Raw genomic sequence first — 17,583 nt, forward strand, 5'->3', positions numbered from 1 at the left:
GTGATGGCTCTTGTGCGAAGGGGCCGTTGGGGGAATCGTGGGTGAACCAGGAGGAACGTCATGGCAGACAAGACGAACACTTCCCAAGGCACCGGAGCCGCGCCCGCTGTGGACAGCCCGGACGCCATCCGCAACGTGGTGCTGGTCGGCCCGTCCGGGTCCGGCAAGACCACCCTCGTCGAGGCCCTGCTGGTGGCCTCCGGAGTCCTGAACAGACCCGGCACCGTCCTGGACGGATCCACGGTGTGCGACTTCGACGACGCCGAGATCAGGCAGCAGCGTTCGGTGGGCCTGTCGCTCGCCTCGCTGCCGCACGACGGCACCAAGGTGAACCTGATCGACACCCCCGGGTACGCCGACTTCATCGGTGAGCTGCGGGCCGGCCTGCGGGCGGCGGACTGTGCACTGTTCGTGATCTCGGCGAGCGAGGGCGTCGACGAGCCGACCAAGACGGTCTGGCAGGAGTGCGCCCAGGTCGGAATGCCCCGCGCCGTCGTCATCACCAAGCTCGACCACGCCCGGGCGAACTACCAGAACGCGCTGGCGGCCGCACAGGCGGCGTTCGGCGACAAGGTGCTGCCGCTCTACCTGCCGGCTGGTGACGGGCTGATCGGGCTGCTGTCCCAGACGTACTACGACTACTCCGGCGGCAAGCGGTCGACGTCCACGCCCGACTCGTCGTACGACGACCAGATCGAGGAGCTCCGCGGCACGCTGATCGAGGGGATCATCGAGGAGTCCGAGGACGAGTCGCTGATGGACCGCTACCTCGAAGGCGAGGAGATCGATCAGAAGGTGCTGATCGACGACCTCGAGCACGCCGTCGAGCGCGGGTCGTTCTTCCCGGTCATCCCGGTCTGCAGCGCCTCCGGCGTCGGCACCCACGAGCTGCTCGAGGTCGCGACCAGCGGTTTCCCGTCGCCACTCGAGCACGCCCTGCCCGAGGTGTTCTCGCCGCACGGCGTGGCGCGCAAGGGCCTCACCTGCGATCCGGGCGGTCCGCTGCTCGCAGAGGTGGTGAAGACGACGTCGGACCCGTACGTCGGCAGGGTCAGCCTGGTCCGGGTGTTCTCCGGCACCATCAGGCCCGACGCGACGGTTCACGTGTCGGGCCATTTCACGTCGTTCTTCGGTGCGCAGAACTCGCACGCCGACCACGACGAGGACGAGCGGATCGGCACGCTGTCGTTCCCGCTCGGCAAGGTGCAGCGCCCGGCGGCTCAGGTGGTCGCCGGTGATCTGTGCGCGATCGGCCGGCTGACCCGGGCCGAGACCGGTGACACGCTGTCCGACAAGTCCGATCCGCTGCTGCTGAAGCCGTGGAACATGCCGGAACCGCTGCTGCCGATCGCCGTACAGGCGCATGCCAAGACCGACGAGGACAAGCTCAGCGTCGGCCTGCAGAGGCTGGCGGCCGAGGATCCGACCCTGCGGATCGAGCAGAACCCGGAGACGCACCAGATCGTGCTGTGGTGCATGGGCGAGGCCCACTCCGACGTCGTACTCGATGCCCTGGCCAACCGGTACGGCGTGACCGTGGACACCGTGGAGTTGCGGGTGCCGCTGCGGGAGACGTTCGGCGGGAAGGCGAAGGGTCACGGCCGGCATGTGAAGCAGTCCGGCGGCCACGGCCAGTACGCCGTCTGCGACATCGAGGTCGAGCCGCTGCCGGAGGGTTCGGACTTCGAGTTCGTCGACAAGGTGGTCGGCGGCGCGGTGCCGCGGCAGTTCATCCCGAGCGTCGAGAAGGGCGTCCGGGCCCAGATGGAGAAGGGTGTCTCCGCCGGGTATCCGATGGTCGGCATCCGGGTCACGCTGCTGGACGGCAAGGCCCACAGCGTCGACTCGTCGGACATGGCGTTCCAGATGGCCGGTGGGCTCGCCCTGCGCGAGGCCGCGGCCGCGACGAAGGTCAGTCTGCTCGAGCCGGTGGATCTCGTCTCGGTGCTGGTGCCGGACGACCTGGTCGGCGCGGTGATGAGCGACCTGTCCGGGCGGCGCGGGCGGCTGCTGGGGACCGACAAGGTCGGCGACGACCGGACCCTGGTGAAGGCCGAGGTGCCGCAGGTCGAGATCACCCGCTACGCGATCGATCTCCGTTCGCTGTCCCACGGCTCCGCGTCGTTCAGCCGGGAGTTCTCCCGCTACGACCCGATGCCAGAAGGTGCCGCAGCGAAGATGAAGTCCTCTGCCTGACGGATCACTGTCCGGTGCCGCCGTCAGCTGAGGCGGCGCCGGACATCCCGCGACTTCAGGTACGCCGCGACGTCGTCGTACCGCTCGCTCTGGTTGGCGAACTCGATGTACGACCGGACGCGGTGCAGCCAGTCGAGCGTCGACGGCTTGACCGTGGGCAGGACGTCGGCGAGATGGTGCATGGCCAGCGGCGGCTCTCCACCACTCGAGAGCGCCTCGTCGATGACCCTGTCGACGCCTCGCTCGATCAGAGCGCGTAGGTCCGCGCCGCTGAACATCGGTGTCTGCGCGGCGAGCGCCTTCAGGTCCAGTCCGTCCGCCGGTACGTCCTTCACCAGCACGGACAGGATGTCGGCACGCGCGGGCTCGTCCGGCGGCGGGACGAAGATGACGCGGTCGAACCGGCCCGGCCGCAGCATGGCCTCGTCCACATCCCACGGCGCGTTGCTCGCGGCGAGGACGAGCAGGCCGTCGTTCTCGGAGCCGATCGCGTCGAGCTCCTGCAGCAGTACGTCGACCAGTCGGCGTGCTTCCGAACCACCGTGCTTGTGCCGCGCGAACGCGAGCGCATCGAGCTCGTCGAGGAACAGCACGCACGGCGCGTTCGCCCGGGCGCGCTCGAAGGCGGCGTGCAGGTTGCGCTCGGAGACCCCGAGGTACGGGTCCATCACGTCCTCGATCCGGACGTTGATGAACGGCAGACCGCACTCCCCCGCCGTCGCCCGAGCCAGCAGCGTCTTCCCGCAGCCAGGCGGACCGTAGAGCATCACACCGCCGCCGGACTTCCGGCCGTACTTCTCGTACAGCTCCGGGCGGCTCAGCGGCAGGATCACCATCCGGTGGATGACCCGCTTGATGTCCTCCATCCCGCCGACCTGGTCGAAGGTCGTGGTCTCCTTCGGAGTGTCCAGCTCGAACGGTACGTCGGCCTCGGGACCGACCTTGATCTTGACGCCGCTGCGCTCGGCGATCATGTCGTCGACGAGCTGCTGCAAGCGTCCGGTCCCCTCGACCACGCCCTGCTGACGGGCCGCCTCGAGCAGGCTCCGCAGCAGCGCGAGCCGCCCGTTGGCCGCGGCCAATTCGCCGACCGGCACGAACTGGTCCTCGGGCAGACCCTGCTGATCGAGGAGTACGACGTACTGATCCAAGGCCTCTTCGGTGTCGCCGGCAGTCACCAGCGACTCGGCCAGGACCAGCCGCAGCAGTACGTCGTCCGGGTTGGCATCGACCGCCTTGCGCAGAGCGGCGATCCGATCGTTCGTCATGAGCCCCATTTTCTGTTGATCCAGCGGCGAACCAGCGGCGGGGCCACCCAGGAGTAGACGCAGAACCCCAGCCAGACCATTGCGAAGGCGAACGACAGCGGGGCCAGCCCGGCCGCGCGCAGGCCGTAGATGATCGCGACCGCGCCGATCCAGACGACCAGCGGGTTGACGCGCTGGAACGGACGCAGCGGCAGCATCAGCGGATGGTTCATCAACTTCGCGTCGCGTGCGGCGGCCCGGAGGTCGGGGTCGCCGGGCTGGGACGCGGCGGCGGAGGCGAGCGAGTTGTAGCCGGATCGCGAGTCGCCGGTGAGCATCGACGACGTACCGTGCAGGGCGCGGGCGCCGGGGTCCTCCGGGTCGTGCGAGAGAGCCTCCGTGCTGTGGCGGTGCATGTCGCGGTCGTTGCCGAGGGCGAACGCGACCTGCGCGCGAGCGGCCGAGACGGCGGCACTCTCCGGCGCGTACGACGCAGCACGCTCGATCAGGGCGCTCGCCTTCTGCGCCTGGCCGGCGGTCAGACACACCCGGGCGTACCCGATCAGAAGGTCAGGGTCGTTCGGGTCGAGGCTGAGGCCTTGCAGGAACGCGGCCTCGGCCTCCGGCAGACGGCCTTCGCACCGCAGCGCTGAGCCCAGCACCTGCAGCATCGGGAGGAACGGACCGTGCAGAGCCAGGCCGTCCTTCAGTACGTCGATCGCCTCGGCGTTGCGGTCCAGCGCGTGCAGGGCAGCACCGCGGAAGAGGTACGCCCGGAAGTCGACCGCGGCGTCGCCCCACAGGCCCTGGAGTTCGTCGAGGGTGCGCTCGGGGTGCCCGATCTGCAGCCAGTGGCCGGCCATCTGCAGGCGGGCCTCGGTCGGTTCGCTCACAGGACCACCATCACAAGAAGCAGGATCAGGGCTTCGGCGACCGCGCCGGCAACCGTCACGCCGAAGCCTGTGCCCCAGAGCGAGCCGTAGTCGGTGCCGCGGAGCTGGAACGCGCGGTCCATCGGGCGCTGGATCCGGAGCTGGATCAGGCAGCAGACCACGGCGACGACCCGGATCCCGACCCGCATTCCGGAGCCGAGGTCACCGTCGGTGTTCAGGACGGCGAAGGCCGCGATCACCACGATCAGGCCGATCGCGCCGACGCCCAGGATCAGGCGCTGCTTGGCCGCGTCGACACCGAGCCGGCGGGCGTTCAGGAACGCGATCAGCGTCGAGGCGATCACCCCGCCGAAGAAGGCGACGTACGTCTGCGACATCAGCCGCCACGGGCGCACCGACATGTCCACGCCGGCGCCGATGGTCGGGCGCAACAGTTCGTCCGGCATGAGGCTCCTCGATGGGCCATCGATCTGGGCACGCGCAGTGTACTGCTCTGGCGGGCATTAGCCTGGGGCGATGAGTGAGACGAACTGTCTTTTCTGCGGGATCGTGGCCGGGAGCATTCCGGCGACGCGGGTGGCGGAGACCGAGCGGGCGATCGCGTTCATGGACATCAACCCGGCGACGGCCGGGCATCTGCTGGTGATACCGCGGGCGCACTCGACCGATCTGCGCGAGGCCGGTGCCGAGGACCTCACAGCGGCGACGCTGCTCGCACAGTCGCTGGTCAGCCGGGTGATCGAGCGCCTCGACGCCGATGGCGCCAACCTGCTCAGCTGCATCGGCGAAGCCGCTTGGCAGTCGGTCTTCCACACCCACCTCCACGTCATCCCGCGGTACGACGACGACCCCCTCCAGCTGCCCTGGCACCCGACTCCCGGCGACATGGACCAGGTCCAGGCCACCGCCGCAAAGCTGGTGTAACGCTTCCACACCCTCACGACACTGCAGGGCTGACCGAACACCTCAGCCCTGGGAGTCGTCATGACGCAAGCCATCGCCACCGCTCCTCCCACTCCGTGCGTCGCACCCAAGAGCGCACTGCTACGAAGACGGCTGATGCCTCTGTGGGTCGCCACCTTCCTGCAAGGCGTGGGGTTCTGGGTACCGGTCGAGAAGCTGTTCATGAGCGGGATCGGATTCGATGCAGCCACGATCGGAGTGATGGCAGCCGCGTACGCCGCGCTCGTGCCAGTGATGGAGGTCCTGTCCGGCGTACTCGCGGACCGCTGGTCCCGGCGGGGCGTGCTGATGGTGGCGGGTGTCGCTCTGCTGCTGAGCGTGTTCATCGGCGCGATCAGCCAGAATGTCGTCACCTACATCGTGGCCGCGCTGATCCTCGGGATCTACTTCGCGATGTACTCCGGGACAGTCGAGGCCGTGGTGTACGACGTGGTCCTCGAAGAGACCGGTGACGGCGCGGAGTACGAGCGACGGATCGGCTGGGTCCGCTTCGTCGAGAGCGTCGCCCTGGTGGGGAGCGCGTTGGCGGGCGGCTGGATCGCGGCCGCGCTGTCGCCGCGAGCGACGTACTTCCTCACGCTGCCGTTCGCAGCCCTCTACCTCGTCGCACTGAGCCGGTTCTGCGAGCCGCGGCTGCATCGGACGACCGAACGAACCTCGCTCCGGGATCACCTCGTGGTCACCTACCGCGCGATCACCGACCGTGGGCGGTTGGTGCCGATCGCGGCGGCCACGGTGATGTCGGCGATGATCTTGCAGGCGATGTACGAGTTCGGTCCGCTCTGGCTGGTCACGCTCAAGGCTGAGGCCGGGTACTACGGACCTTTCTGGGCCCTGCTGGTCGGGATGATCGGGGTTGGCGGACTCCTCGCGAGCCGGCTGCATCTCGAGCGACCGCTCTCGGTGGCGATCGTCGTACTCGCCATGCTGGCTGCGTGTCTGACCATGACGACAAGCCGCAGCCTGGCCGCGTTGACCGCCGCGATGGTCGCCCTGACGCTGGCGCTCGTGGTGATCGGCATCCACCTCAGTCAACTGATGCACGACGCGGTGCCTTCGACGATCCGGACCGGGGTGGCATCCGGGATCAGCGCGGTCTCGTGGTTGCTGTTCACGCCGTTCGCGCTGGTCTTCGGTGCCGTGAGCAAGTACGCCGGCGTCTATGTGTCGGGCTGGATGATCACCGGTGCGGTCGCACTCGCCGGTGCCGCGCTGATCTGGGTGCAGCGGCATGCGGTCGCCGTACGCTGAGCCGATGATGGCTGGGCTGCCGTCGGACGACGTACTCCTCGAGCGGTTGCGGACCGGCGACGAGGACGCGTTCGCGCTGCTCCTGGACGGCTGGTCCGGCGGGATGCTGCGGCTGGCGCGCTCGTTCGTGTCGACCGAGGAGTCGGCCGCCGAGGTCGTGCAGGAGACCTGGCTCGCGGTGATCGAGGGCATCGACCGGTTCGAGGGCCGGTCCTCGGTGAAGACCTGGGTCTACCGGATCCTCACCAACACCGCGAAGCGACGCGGCACCCGCGAACACAAGGTCGTGCCGATGAGCAGCATCGACGACCAGGGGCCGACCGTGGACCCGAGCCGGTTCCGGCCGGCGGGCGAGCCGTTCCCGGGCCATTGGTGGGACTACCCGCCGGCCTGGCCGACGCCGGAGCAGGGGTTGCTGACCGGTGAAGTCCGCGGCTACCTGACCCAGGCTCTGGCCGAACTCCCCGAGCGCCAGCGCCTGGTCGTCGTACTGCGGGACGTCGAGGGCTGCCCGTACGACGAAGTGTGCGAGCTGCTCGGGATCACGGCGGCGAACCAACGAGTGCTGCTGCACCGCGCGCGGGCGTTCCTGCGCGGCAGACTGGAAGAGTTCTACCAGCGGGAAGGTGACGAGTCATGAGCGACCTCGAGTGCCGTGAGTTCGTCGAGCGCGTGACGGCGTTCCTCGAAGGGACCCTGGGTCCCGAGGCGGAGCAGGACTTCGTCGACCACCTCGCCCTGTGTGACGGCTGCGAGCGCTACCTCGACCAGATCCGTCAGACCTCACAGGCCCTGACCGACCTGCCCGGCGAGGCCTTGCCAGGCGACGCCCGCAGCGCGCTCCTCAACGCCTTCCGCTCCGGTCGGTCCTGATCAGCTCCGGACGGCGTCGAACAGGCGATCAGCAGCCTCGGTGTCGCCCGTGATCGTGAGGCGGCTGTCCTCGACAGCCTTGGTCACCTGCTCCTCGACGAGAACCCGCGCCAACGTGTCCGGGTCGGACTCGATGACGGTGTCGGGCCGATCGTGCGACTCGCCTCGGGTCATCGCGACGAGCTGTCCGTCGACGACCCGGGTCGTGAAGCGCTCGCGGCCGAGGCGCAGCTCGTAGCTCGCGGTCCAGGGTCGCTCCGGCTGCCCGGTGAACAGGCTGCGTAGCCGGATCATGGCCGAGTCCGCGCTCACCGGGTCGTCGGACTTCTCCGCTGCGCGGGCTCCCCAGTTCCCCAGCGCGACGATCACGTCCTCCAACCGAGCACCCCACTCGGTCAGCTCATAGACCTGTGAGGCGGCCGGTGGCGGCAGAGTGCGACGACGCACGACGTCCGCCCCCTCCAGCTCCCGCAGTCGCTGGGCCAGGACCTTGGCCCCCGCGTTGGGCAGTCCGGCCTGCAGGTCGGTGAATCGCTTCGGGCCGAGCAGGAGCTCGCGCACGATCAGCAGCGCCCACCTCTCCCCCACGTAGTCGAGAGCGATTGCGATCGCGCAGCCATCGCCGTAGCGCCGATTCGTTGTGGTCATGGTTTCAGCATAGCCCATCTCAACTCTCTTGTGACTACCTCTTGCATACCTTGCAGATATCATCTAGTTTCTAAAAGAAAGTTCCTTCCAGTGATGAGGAGAAGACCATGCCTGTTACCTACCTCGACGTCCCTGCCGGTGCCGACCTCGAGACCAAGCGCGAACTCGTCCACGAGCTGTACGTCGCCCTGAAAGAGGCCTACCCGTTCCCGGACGACACGCGGATCTTCATCCGCGAATGGCCGCCGGAGAGCGTGAGCCAGAACGGGGTCCTCGGCTCCGAACCGTTCCGGCCCGCGTTCGTCGCGCACGTCCCGCAGGGAGTTGACCGCGACGTCAAGGCGACGATGGTGGAGAAGCTGAACGCCGCGATGGCCAAGGCCTACGGGCTGCCGTGGTTCATCACCTTCCTGCACGAGCATTCCCTCGACGTCGTGGCCGTCGACGGGGAACTCCTCGCGGACGACCAGCAGCGCGTCGAAGACCTGCGCGCGGCCTACAGCTGAACCGCGAGCCGCCCGCCGGACTACCGGCGGGCGACGAGCTCGTAGACCGACAAGAGCTCTGGCAGCAGGACCGACCAGTCATACCGAGGTACGGCGCTCAGCCCGGCAGAGCGAAGCTTCTCGCGCTCGTCGGGACTGCCCAGGAGCCGGAGTGCCCGCTGAGCGAGCTCGCCGGCGTTGCCCGGCTCGAACAGCTCCCCCAGCCGGCCACCGTCCAGGACCTGCCGGAAGGCGGCCAGGTCGCTGGCCAGGACGGGAGCGCCTGCCGCCATCGCCTCGAGCAGGACGATGCCGAAGCTCTCACCGCCCAGATGCGGCGCGACGTAGATGTCCGAGCCGGCCAGCATGTCGGCGCGGGCGTCGTCGTCGATCTCGCCCAGGAACAGCACGTTGTCGCGGAACCGTCCGGGCACAGCGCGCCGTGCCTCATCCGCCTGGCCGGACCCGGCCACCAGGATCCTCAGGCCCGGCCGCTCCGCGATCAACGCGGGGACGGCCTTCACCAGGACGCCCAGGCCCTTGCGGGGTTCGTCGAGGCGGCCGAGGAAGCTGATCGTGCCGTTGTCGCCGATCCACTCCGCGCGGGGACTCCCCTTGAAGCGGGCGGTGTAGAGACCGTTCGGGATCACGACCGCCTCGCCGCCGATGTGCTGGACCATCATCGAACGGGCGTTCTCGGAGACCGCGATCCGGGCGTCGATCTTCTCGAGCGCGGGCCGGAGCAGACTGGCGGCGGCGCTCATCGCGCGGGACCGGACCTGCCAGGTGTGGAACGTGGAGACGAACGGGCCGTCGGCCGACCACAGCGCGATGATCGACGCACTCGGAGTCGTCGGTTCGTGCACGTGGACCACGTCGAACTGTCCCTCGGTGAGCCAGCTTTTCACGCGCGCCGCTGTCCGTGGGCCGAACGTGACCCGCGCGACGGAGCCGTTGTACGGGACTCCGACCGCGCGGCCGGACGAGACGACGTACGGCGGGACCGCGTCGGAGTCGTCGACCGGCGCCAGGACTGACACCTCGTGGCCGACGCCGAGCAGGGCCTCGGCGAGGTCGCGGACATGGTTCTGCACCCCGCCGGGCGTGCCCAGCGAGTACGGGCACACCACACCGATCCTCACGGAACGATTCTCACTCGTCCAGGAAAATCCTCTGCAGCATGTGCCAGTCCTGGGGGTGCGCGGCGATCCCGGCGGCGAAGGCGTCGGCGCAGCGCTGGGTCATCCCGGCGGTACCGCCCTCGGGCTCGATGGCGTCGTGGAACGTGATCACCAACTGCGGCCCGTCGTAGTGCAGCGTCGCCGGGATCAGCGGGGCTCCCGTCCGCAGGCTCAGCGCGGCCGGACCGGCCGGCATCCGCGAGGGACGGCCGAAGAACGTCACCGGTACGCCGCGCTCGGACAGATCTCGATCGGCCACCAGGCAAACGAAACCACCGGTCTGGAGCCGCTCGGCCAGGATCCCGACGACGTCCTGGTCACCGCCGGTCAGCGGGAGGACCTCCATGCCGAGCTTCTTGCGGTACTCGATGAAGCGGTCGAACAGCGACTCCGGCTTCAGCCGCTCGGCCACGGTCGACACCGGCATCCCGGTCAGACCTGCCCAGGCGCCGGCGTGGTCGTAGTTCGCCAGGTGCGGCAGCGCGCAGACGACACCCCTGCCCGCCGCGTGAGCGTCGCGGAGCAGTTTCTCGTTGACCGTACGAACCCGGGCGACGACCTCCTGCTCCGACCACTCGGGCAGCCGGAACGCCTCCTGCCAGTAGCGCAGGTACGACCGCATTCCGGCCAGGGTGAGCGCATCCAGCTCCGCCGGTGTGGCGTCCGGGCGGACCACGGCCAGGTTTCCGCGCAACCGCCGTACGCCGCGACCGTTCCGGCGTACGACCTGGTCCGCGGCCTGGCGGAACAGCCAGGTGACTGTCTTCTCAGGGAGCCGTCGGACCAGCGCCCAGGCGAGCGCGAACGCGAGATCGGCAGCCCGCTGACGGAGGCCGTCCATGCCTCAGTTCTTCGGGTCCGGTTCGGCCGGGGGCTCGGTGGCGACCGTGGGGTCAGTTGTGGCCTGGGGCTCGGTCGTGGCCGGCGGCGGGGTGCCGAGGCCGGCGTTGGCCGGGTCGGCGAGGACCTGCTTGCGGACCGCGAGCGAGCGCTGGATCACGGTGATCGTGCTCGCGGCGGCGACGTACCAGATCACGATCTCCAGCAGGATCGGGAGGTCGAACACGTCGGAGAAGAACGCGAGGACCAGCGTGAACACCAGCCGGTCCGCGCGCTCGGCCAGACCGCCGCTCGCCTTCAGGCCGAGGCTCTCGGCCTTGGCCCGCGCGTACGACGTGACCGCACCCATCACCAGCGCCCACAGCGTGACCGCGGCCATCAGCGTCGAGTCGCCGGCGCGTGAGTTGGCGTAGTACATCACCAGGCCGCCGTAGATCGCGCCGTCACCGATGCGGTCCAGGGTGGAGTCGAGGTACGACCCCCACTTCGACGACGTGCCCGAGGTGCGGGCCATGAAGCCGTCGATCAGGTCGGAGAACACGAAGCAGGTGATGATCACCACGCCCAGCCAGAGCTGGCCGCGCGGGAAGAAGATCAGCGCGCCCGCGCACACGCCGATCGTGCCCACGAGCGTGACCATGTCCGCGGTCACGCCGAGCCTGAGCAGGAGTTTGGCGATCGGCGTGATCACCTTGGTCCAGAACTGCCGGAATCTGTTAAGCATGGCGGGCCGATCGTAGTCCAGCCGGATCACCATCCGGTGACAAGCCACGGCTTTCCGCCTGCGGCAGACCTGATTTCGCGCGATGCTGGCGGGGTGAGGACGCGAGGGAGGACGGCGCGGCTCAGCCGCGGCGCGCTGGCGAGTGCGCTGGCCGGTGCGCTGGCTCTGGCGCTGCTGACCTCCGGCTGCTCGGTCGCACGCAAGGCCAACGGCTCGCGTCCGCTCACCGCGCCGACGCAGCCTCCAGCCGTCGTCCCCACCGCCATCGCTCCCCCGCAGGCCGAGGGCCTGGACGGTACGGCGGGGGCACCCGGACCACAGGTGTGTACTGCGATCACCAGCACGCTGACTGCCCAGCTCCATGTACCGGTCACCGCGAAGCCGAACGCCTGGAACGACGGCGGCCTGCCCGCCATGGACCTGTGCACGCTGCTGCTCGAGGACCGGGTCGTCACGATTGGTGTCACCGCACTCCCCCGCCAACCCGACTCGCTCAACCGGCTCATCACCGGCGCCGGCAAGGTCGATCCTCTGACCGAACTCGGACCGGGCGCCCTGATCACTGAGTCCCGGATGGTGTTCACCGTCGGCGACCGGGCCGTCCGCATCACGCCGGCGGGCGGTATCGATCGCAGTACGGCGGATGGCATCGACCGCGCGAAGGCCGTGGCGATCGCGCTGGCGACGCGGAACGCCGTACCGACGTCCCTGCGGGACGCTCGGCAGACCGACGCCGCGTGTCAGCTGTCGAACTCGCAGGCCGAGGGGTTCGCCGGGGCGCAGGTGCAGCTGCGGCGGGACTACCGGGTCCGTGGTGCGTTGACGTGTATCTGGGGGACGTACGACGCGACGGTATCGATCGTCGAGGCGTTCGACCAGCCGACAATCCCGGAGGCGGATCGGACGCCTCCACCGCAGCTCGCACCGGTCGGCCAGCCCGGCTACTACCTCCCGGACAAGGGTGAGCTCGTGTTCCGCCTCGGCCGCCGCGTCGTCCGCGTCACCGGCCTGACGAACCCGCCCCGCGTGGTACCTCTCGCCACCCTGCAAGGCATCGTCGACCCGATGATGCCGCTCTTCCTGCGCTGACCCCTGCGACTACGGCGCAGTCGGCCAGGACTTGGCGAGGAGGGCTCTGGTTTCGGACAGCAGTTGCGGCAGGACCTTGGTGTGGGCGATCGCCGGCATGAAGTTGGTGTCGCCGGCCCAGCGCGGCACCACGTGCTGGTGCAGGTGGGCGGCGATCCCGGCGCCGGCGATCTCGCCCTGGTTCATACCGATGTTGAAACCGTGCGCGGCCGACACCGCCCGGACCGCCTGCATCGCCTGGCGGGTCAGCTCGGAGACGTCCGTGACCTCCGCCGCGGTCAGCTCGGTGTAGTCGGCGACATGCCGGTACGGCACCACCATCAGATGGCCCGGGTTGTACGGGTACAGATTCAGCACCGCGTACGCCGCCTCGCCCCGGTGCACGATCAGCGCATCGGCATCCGGCAGCCCCGGCAACCGGCAGAACGGGCAGCCCGAGCCGGCCTTGTCGCTGGTGGGTTTGTTCTCCCCCTCGATGTAGGCCATCCGGTGCGGCGTCCACAACCGCATGAACGGATCCGGGACCCCGACCCCGTCCTGCACAACCACCTCATCCGGCGCGTACGGCGACTCCGGTACGCCGCCCTGGTCGTCGGCGGACGGTTGGTCGGGGGAACCCGTCATACCTGCACGCGCTTCTGGACTGCCTCCACGATCTCGCTCACCGCGTCCGCGATCGGTACGCCGTTCTTCTGGGTGCCGTCGCGGTAGCGGAAGGACACCGATCCGGCGGCCATGTCGTCGTCGCCGGCGATCAGCATGTACGGGACCTTGGACTTCTGGGCGTTGCGGATCTTCTTCTGCATCCGGTCGTCGGAGGAGTCGACCTCGATCCGGATCCCCTGCGCCTTCAGTTGCGCGGCGACGTCGTGCAGGTAGTCCACGTGGCCGTCGGTGACCGGGACGCCGACCACCTGGACCGGGGCCAGCCAGGGCGGGAAGGCGCCGGCGTAGTGCTCGGTCAGCACCGCGACGAACCGCTCGATCGAGCCGAACAGGGCGCGGTGGATCATCACCGGGCGCTGCCGGGAACCGTCCGGCGCGGTGTATTCCAGCTCGAACCGCTCCGGCAGGTTGAAGTCCAGCTGGATCGTCGACATCTGCCAGGTCCGGCCGATCGCGTCCTTGGTCTGGACCGAGATCTTCGGGCCGTAGAACGCGGCGCCGCCCGGATCCGGGACCAGCTCGAGACCGGAGCCCTCGGCAACCTCCCGCAGCGTCTCGGTCGCCTCCTCCCAGACCTCGTCGGAGCCGACGAACTTGTCCGGGTTCTTGGTCGAGAGCTCGAGGTAGAAGTCGTCCAGGCCGTAGTCGGCGAGCAGGCCGAGCACGAAGGTCAGTAGCTTGCGCAGCTCGTCACGCATCTGCTCGCGGGTGCAGTAGATGTGCGCGTCGTCCTGGGTGAAGCCGCGGGCCCGGGTCATGCCGTGCACGACGCCGGACTTCTCCAGCCGGTAGACCGTGCCGAACTCGAACAGCCGCAGGGGCAGCTCCCGGTAGGACCGGCCACGGGCGCCGTAGATCAGGTTGTGCATCGGGCAGTTCATCGGCTTCAGGTAGTAGTCCTGGCCCTGCTTGCGGATCTGCCCGTCCGCGCCGCGCTCCTCGTCCAGGTGCATGGGCGGGTACATGCCGTCGGCGTACCAGTCCAGGTGGCCGGACGTCTCGAACAGCTGCGCCTTGGTGATGTGCGGCGAGTAGACGAACTCGTACCCGTCCTCGACGTGGCGCTGGCGGGAGTAGTCCTCCATCACCTTGCGCAGTACGCCGCCCTTGGGGTGGAACACCGCGAGCCCCGAACCGATCTCGTCCGGGAAGCTGAACAGGTCGAGCTCGCTGCCGAGCTTGCGGTGGTCGCGCTTGGCGGCCTCCTCCAGCCGGTTCAGGTACGCCTTCAGCTCGTCGCGCGACTCCCACGCCGTCCCGTAGATGCGCTGGAGCTGCGGGTTCTTCTCGCTCCCCCGCCAGTACGCCGCAGCCGTCCGCATCAGCTTGAAGTTGCCCAGGTAGCCGGTCGCGGGCACGTGCGGACCGCGGCACAGGTCCTTCCAGGCGACGGTGTCGTCGCGCCGGACGTTGTCGTAGATCGTCAGCTCGCCACCGCCGACCTCGACGCTCGCGCCCTCGGCGGCGTCCGCCGCGGAGCCCTTGATCCCGATCAGCTCGAGCTTGTACGGCTCAGCCGCGAGCTCGGTCCGCGCGTCGTCGTCGGAGACCACCCGGCGGCTGAACCGCTGCCGCTCCTTGATGATCTGCTGCATCTTCTTCTCGAGCTTGCCCAGGTCGTCCGGGGTGAACGGCGTGGGTACGTCGAAGTCGTAGTAGAAGCCGTTCTCCACCGGCGGGCCGATGCCCAGCTTCGCCTCCGGGAACAGGTCCTGCACCGCCTGGGCGAGCACGTGCGCGGTCGAGTGCCGGATGATCGCGCGGCCGTCCTCGGACGCCGCCTTCACCGGCTCGATCTCGTCGCCGTCGGCGACCACCCGGGACAGGTCGCGGAGCTCACCGTTGACGCGGGCGGCGATGGCGGAGCGGTCCTGGCCGAAGATTCCGGCGAACAGCTCCCCGATCGTCGTCGTCTCGGTCACACTCCGCTCAGCCTCGCCCTCGACGCCGATCAGATGGACCTTGACTTCCGGCACGTTCACTCCTCGGGTTTGCCGACCGGCCGAGATGCCGGTCACGCAGAAGATGGTATCGACTCCGGACCCGCGGCCCGACGGCGTATCCACAGGTCCGGCCACCTGACGAAAGTAGGGGGTCGCCGACGCCCATCGTCCGATGTGCCAGGGGTGCCCGGATTCCTAGGTTCGAGTCACCAATCCGTTCCAGAAGGGCCCCCAGCGTGATCACGCTCGAAGGACTCACCAAGAGGTACGGCGACACCCGCGCGGTGGACTCGCTCGACCTGACCGTCTGCCCCGGCCGGGTGACCGGCTTTCTCGGCCCGAACGGCGCCGGCAAGTCGACCACGATGCGGATGATCCTCGGCCTCGACGCACCGACCGAAGGCACCGCATTCGTCGACGGCCGCCCGTACGCCGACTGGCCGGCACCACTCACCAAGGTCGGTGCACTGCTCGACGCCAAGGCGCTGCACCCGCGGCGGTCCGCGCGAAACCACCTGATCGCAATGGCCCGGAGCAATGGTCTCCCGGTCAGCCGGGTCGACGAGGTCCTGTCCGTCGTCGGCCTGGACTCCGTCACCGGGAAGCGCTCCGGAGAGTTCTCGCTCGGCATGGGTCAGCGGCTCGGCATCGCCGGTGCGCTGCTTGGCGACCCCGAGGTACTGATGTTCGACGAACCGGTGAACGGCCTCGACCCGGACGGCGTCCGCTGGGTCCGCGGTCTGATGCGCTCGCTGGCGGCGGAGGGCCGGACGGTGTTCGTCTCCAGCCATCTGATGAGCGAGATGCAGCTGACCGCCGACCAGCTCGTCGTGATCGGGCGCGGCCGGCTGATCGCCGACGCTCCGGTCGCGGACGTGATCGCGCGGTCGTCGCGCACCACGGTCGCCGTACGCGTCCCCGATCGGGCGCACCTCGCCGTACTGCGGGATCGGCTGATCGGCGAAGCAGAGCGGGTGGAGTCCGCGGACGACCGGTTGATCGTGACCGGCGTATCGGCGGAGCGGGTCGGGGACCTGGCGCACGAGCTCGGTGTGCGGCTACACGAGTTGCAGACCCAGCGGGCCTCGCTCGAGGAGGCCTACATGGAGCTGACCGCGGACAGCGTCCAGTACGGCGTAGCGGTGGCGTCATGACCGATGCAATTCTTCACTTCGCAGAGGAGTTGATGTCCTCGTGGTGGATCTACCTCGCGCTGTGGGGCTTCGCCGCGCTGGACGGGTTCTTCCCGGCCATCCCCAGCGAGACGCTGGTGGTCACGGCGGGCGTGTTCGTTGCGGCGAACGGTGAACCCAACCTGTACGCCGTGATCGCTGCCGCTGCAGTCGGCGCCTTCGTCGGCGACCACGTGTCCTACGCGCTGGGCCGCGGAGCTGGTGGCCGGCTGCTCGATCGGATGAAACCAGGCACCAAACGGCACGCGGCCGTGCTGTGGGCTCGGCGAGCACTGGCAGACCGTGGTGGCCTCGTGCTCGTGGTCGCTCGGTACGTGCCGGGTGGGCGCACCGCGGTCACGCTGACGATGGGGTCGGTGCGCTATCCACTGCGCAAGTTCTCGTCCTTCGCCGCCATCGCGGCCGTCAGCTGGGGCCTGTACTGCACCCTGGTCGGCTACATCGGCGGGAAGGCGTTCGAGGACAACCCGCTGAAGGGCGTGATCCTCGGCATCGGCCTGGCGCTCGCGGTCACCTTGATCGTCGAGGTCGTCCGGCATCGGCTCAAGAAGAAGCGGGCTCAGGTCGAGCCCGAAGCCCCACTCGTGGAAGCAGGTGAGCGGTGAGTACGGCGATTGTCACCCTGGGGACCGGTCTCCCGGATGCAGTGCATTCGGAGTGGACCAAGCTGTGGACAGTCCGGTCCAGCTGGTTCAATCTCGCGGCAGCCTTCGTACTGACCACGCTGCTAGGCCTGCAGTTCGGCTTCAACCTCGCCTACATCAACACCCACCTGGAGCCGGGCGACGTCGTGCACACGCAGCCTGCCGGTGAGTTCGGCACTTCGGTCATCATGATCGTGCAGGTGGTCGTCGCCGCCTTCGCCCTGCTCACCGTCACGTCCGAGTACGCGACCGGCAGCATCCGCTCGACCCTGCAGTGGACTCCGGTACGGCGGAACGTCGTACTCGCGAAGGCGATCGTGCTGGCACCGGTCCTGTTCTCCTACGGCCTGGTGCTCGCCGGCGTCTCAGCTGTGACCGGCGGTCTGGCCGCGGGCTCGTGGGCCGACTGGACCGCGAGCGCACTGCTGGTCGACCTGCTGTCCGTCGCCTTCTACGCGACGGCAGCCGGTCTGTTCGCCGCCGGGATCGCCTGGGTCGTCCGCAGTACGGCGGGAACGCTGACCGTGGCCTTCCTCTTGCTGCTGGTCGTCCCGCTCATGCTCAGCCAGAGCTCGATCCGCGCACTCGTGTGGATCGCGGCCCTGCTCCCGGGCGGCGCCGGCCAGAACTACCTGACCGGCACGACCGATCCGCTCTCCCCGACCGTGAGCGCCCTCCTCCTGGCGGTGTGGGCGGGCGCCGGCCTGATGGTCGGCACCCGCGTTCTCACCAAGCGCGACGCCTGAC

The 17,583-nt window shown here is 69.0% G+C and carries 19 protein-coding genes; 10 read left to right on the forward strand and 9 right to left on the reverse strand.

Annotation, left to right across the window (positions count from 1 at the left end):
- The first annotated feature begins 60 nt into the window (after positions 1-60).
- Positions 61-2,196 carry an elongation factor G-like protein EF-G2 gene (locus tag E0H73_RS43260; protein WP_131366756.1) on the forward strand — a complete coding sequence of 712 codons (2,136 nt, stop codon included), beginning with the start codon at positions 61-63 and terminating at the stop codon, positions 2,194-2,196.
- Between the two features lie 23 nt (positions 2,197-2,219).
- Here E0H73_RS43260 and E0H73_RS43265 read toward each other — a convergent pair whose 3' ends face one another.
- The 3 genes from E0H73_RS43265 to E0H73_RS43275 are packed head-to-tail and all read right to left on the reverse strand — an operon-like array spanning position 2,220 to position 4,782.
- Positions 2,220-3,464 (reverse strand): tetratricopeptide repeat protein, encoded by a 1,245-nt coding sequence (locus E0H73_RS43265; RefSeq protein ID WP_131366758.1) that lies wholly within the window; start codon positions 3,462-3,464, stop codon positions 2,220-2,222.
- On the reverse strand, positions 3,461-4,336 hold the full coding sequence (locus tag E0H73_RS43270; protein ID WP_131366760.1) for a tetratricopeptide repeat protein: 876 nt from the start codon (positions 4,334-4,336) through the stop codon (positions 3,461-3,463). The genes E0H73_RS43265 and E0H73_RS43270 overlap by 4 nt, the downstream gene beginning before the upstream one ends.
- Positions 4,333-4,782 (reverse strand): hypothetical protein, encoded by a 450-nt coding sequence (locus tag E0H73_RS43275; RefSeq protein ID WP_131366762.1) that lies wholly within the window; start codon positions 4,780-4,782, stop codon positions 4,333-4,335. The genes E0H73_RS43270 and E0H73_RS43275 overlap by 4 nt, the downstream gene beginning before the upstream one ends.
- 70 nt (positions 4,783-4,852) lie before the next feature.
- Between E0H73_RS43275 and E0H73_RS43280 the strand changes: the two genes are divergently transcribed.
- From E0H73_RS43280 to E0H73_RS43295, 4 genes are all read left to right on the forward strand, one after another.
- Positions 4,853-5,260: an HIT family protein gene (locus E0H73_RS43280; RefSeq protein WP_131366764.1), complete on the forward strand. Its 408-nt coding sequence runs from the start codon at positions 4,853-4,855 to the stop codon at positions 5,258-5,260.
- Positions 5,261-5,395: 135 nt separating this feature from the next.
- On the forward strand, positions 5,396-6,550 hold the full coding sequence (locus E0H73_RS43285; RefSeq protein WP_238164648.1) for an MFS transporter: 1,155 nt from the start codon (positions 5,396-5,398) through the stop codon (positions 6,548-6,550).
- Positions 6,551-6,554: 4 nt separating this feature from the next.
- Positions 6,555-7,190, forward strand: coding sequence for an RNA polymerase sigma factor (locus tag E0H73_RS43290; protein ID WP_238164649.1), 636 nt, complete (start codon positions 6,555-6,557; stop codon positions 7,188-7,190).
- Complete coding sequence (locus E0H73_RS43295) at positions 7,187-7,423, forward strand: anti-sigma factor family protein (RefSeq protein ID WP_131366767.1); 237 nt, start codon at positions 7,187-7,189, stop codon at positions 7,421-7,423. The genes E0H73_RS43290 and E0H73_RS43295 overlap by 4 nt, the downstream gene beginning before the upstream one ends.
- Here the strand turns inward: E0H73_RS43295 and E0H73_RS43300 are convergent, their stop codons facing one another.
- Positions 7,424-8,071: a winged helix-turn-helix transcriptional regulator gene (locus E0H73_RS43300; RefSeq protein WP_238164650.1), complete on the reverse strand. Its 648-nt coding sequence runs from the start codon at positions 8,069-8,071 to the stop codon at positions 7,424-7,426.
- A 107-nt stretch (positions 8,072-8,178) separates the two neighbouring features.
- On the opposite strand from E0H73_RS43300, the gene E0H73_RS43305 reads away from it, so the two are divergent.
- Positions 8,179-8,577, forward strand: coding sequence for a type 2 periplasmic-binding domain-containing protein (locus E0H73_RS43305; protein ID WP_131366771.1), 399 nt, complete (start codon positions 8,179-8,181; stop codon positions 8,575-8,577).
- Between the two features lie 20 nt (positions 8,578-8,597).
- On the opposite strand, the gene E0H73_RS43310 is transcribed toward E0H73_RS43305, so the two are convergent.
- From E0H73_RS43310 to pgsA, 3 genes are read right to left on the reverse strand one after another with little or no spacing between them, the layout of a single operon-like run.
- Positions 8,598-9,698: a glycosyltransferase family 4 protein gene (locus E0H73_RS43310; protein WP_131366773.1), complete on the reverse strand. Its 1,101-nt coding sequence runs from the start codon at positions 9,696-9,698 to the stop codon at positions 8,598-8,600.
- A 10-nt stretch (positions 9,699-9,708) separates the two neighbouring features.
- Positions 9,709-10,578, reverse strand: a complete 870-nt coding sequence (locus tag E0H73_RS43315) for a phosphatidylinositol mannoside acyltransferase (RefSeq protein ID WP_131366775.1) — start codon at positions 10,576-10,578, stop codon at positions 9,709-9,711.
- A gap of 3 nt (positions 10,579-10,581) precedes the next feature.
- Positions 10,582-11,301, reverse strand: a complete 720-nt coding sequence (gene pgsA / locus E0H73_RS43320) for a phosphatidylinositol phosphate synthase (protein WP_165556135.1) — start codon at positions 11,299-11,301, stop codon at positions 10,582-10,584.
- A gap of 93 nt (positions 11,302-11,394) precedes the next feature.
- Here pgsA and E0H73_RS43325 point away from each other — a divergent pair, with 93 nt between their 5' ends.
- The gene (locus E0H73_RS43325) at positions 11,395-12,390 is read left to right on the forward strand and encodes a hypothetical protein (protein WP_238164651.1); all 996 of its coding nucleotides are present in this window, start codon (positions 11,395-11,397) and stop codon (positions 12,388-12,390) included.
- 9 nt (positions 12,391-12,399) lie between these two features.
- Here the strand turns inward: E0H73_RS43325 and E0H73_RS43330 are convergent, their stop codons facing one another.
- Together E0H73_RS43330 and thrS are read right to left on the reverse strand one after the other, a co-directional pair.
- On the reverse strand, positions 12,400-13,014 hold the full coding sequence (locus tag E0H73_RS43330; RefSeq protein WP_131366779.1) for an HIT family protein: 615 nt from the start codon (positions 13,012-13,014) through the stop codon (positions 12,400-12,402).
- A complete protein-coding gene (gene thrS, locus E0H73_RS43335) occupies positions 13,011-15,032 on the reverse strand; it encodes a threonine--tRNA ligase (protein ID WP_202867887.1) in 2,022 nt (673 codons plus the stop codon). The genes E0H73_RS43330 and thrS overlap by 4 nt, the downstream gene beginning before the upstream one ends.
- Before the next feature lie 203 nt (positions 15,033-15,235).
- On the opposite strand from thrS, the gene E0H73_RS43340 reads away from it, so the two are divergent.
- The 3 genes from E0H73_RS43340 to E0H73_RS43350 are packed head-to-tail and all read left to right on the forward strand — an operon-like array spanning position 15,236 to position 17,582.
- On the forward strand, positions 15,236-16,153 hold the full coding sequence (locus tag E0H73_RS43340) for an ATP-binding cassette domain-containing protein (protein ID WP_131366781.1): 918 nt from the start codon (positions 15,236-15,238) through the stop codon (positions 16,151-16,153).
- On the forward strand, positions 16,150-16,797 hold the full coding sequence (locus E0H73_RS43345; RefSeq protein WP_131366783.1) for a DedA family protein: 648 nt from the start codon (positions 16,150-16,152) through the stop codon (positions 16,795-16,797). Before E0H73_RS43340 ends, E0H73_RS43345 begins: the two co-directional genes overlap by 4 nt.
- Positions 16,794-17,582: an ABC transporter permease gene (locus E0H73_RS43350; protein ID WP_131366785.1), complete on the forward strand. Its 789-nt coding sequence runs from the start codon at positions 16,794-16,796 to the stop codon at positions 17,580-17,582. The genes E0H73_RS43345 and E0H73_RS43350 overlap by 4 nt, the downstream gene beginning before the upstream one ends.
- Position 17,583: the final 1 nt, after the last annotated feature.

It is taken from the genome of Kribbella pittospori (assembly GCF_004331465.1).
Taxonomy (GTDB): Bacteria; Actinomycetota; Actinomycetes; order Propionibacteriales; family Kribbellaceae; genus Kribbella; species Kribbella pittospori.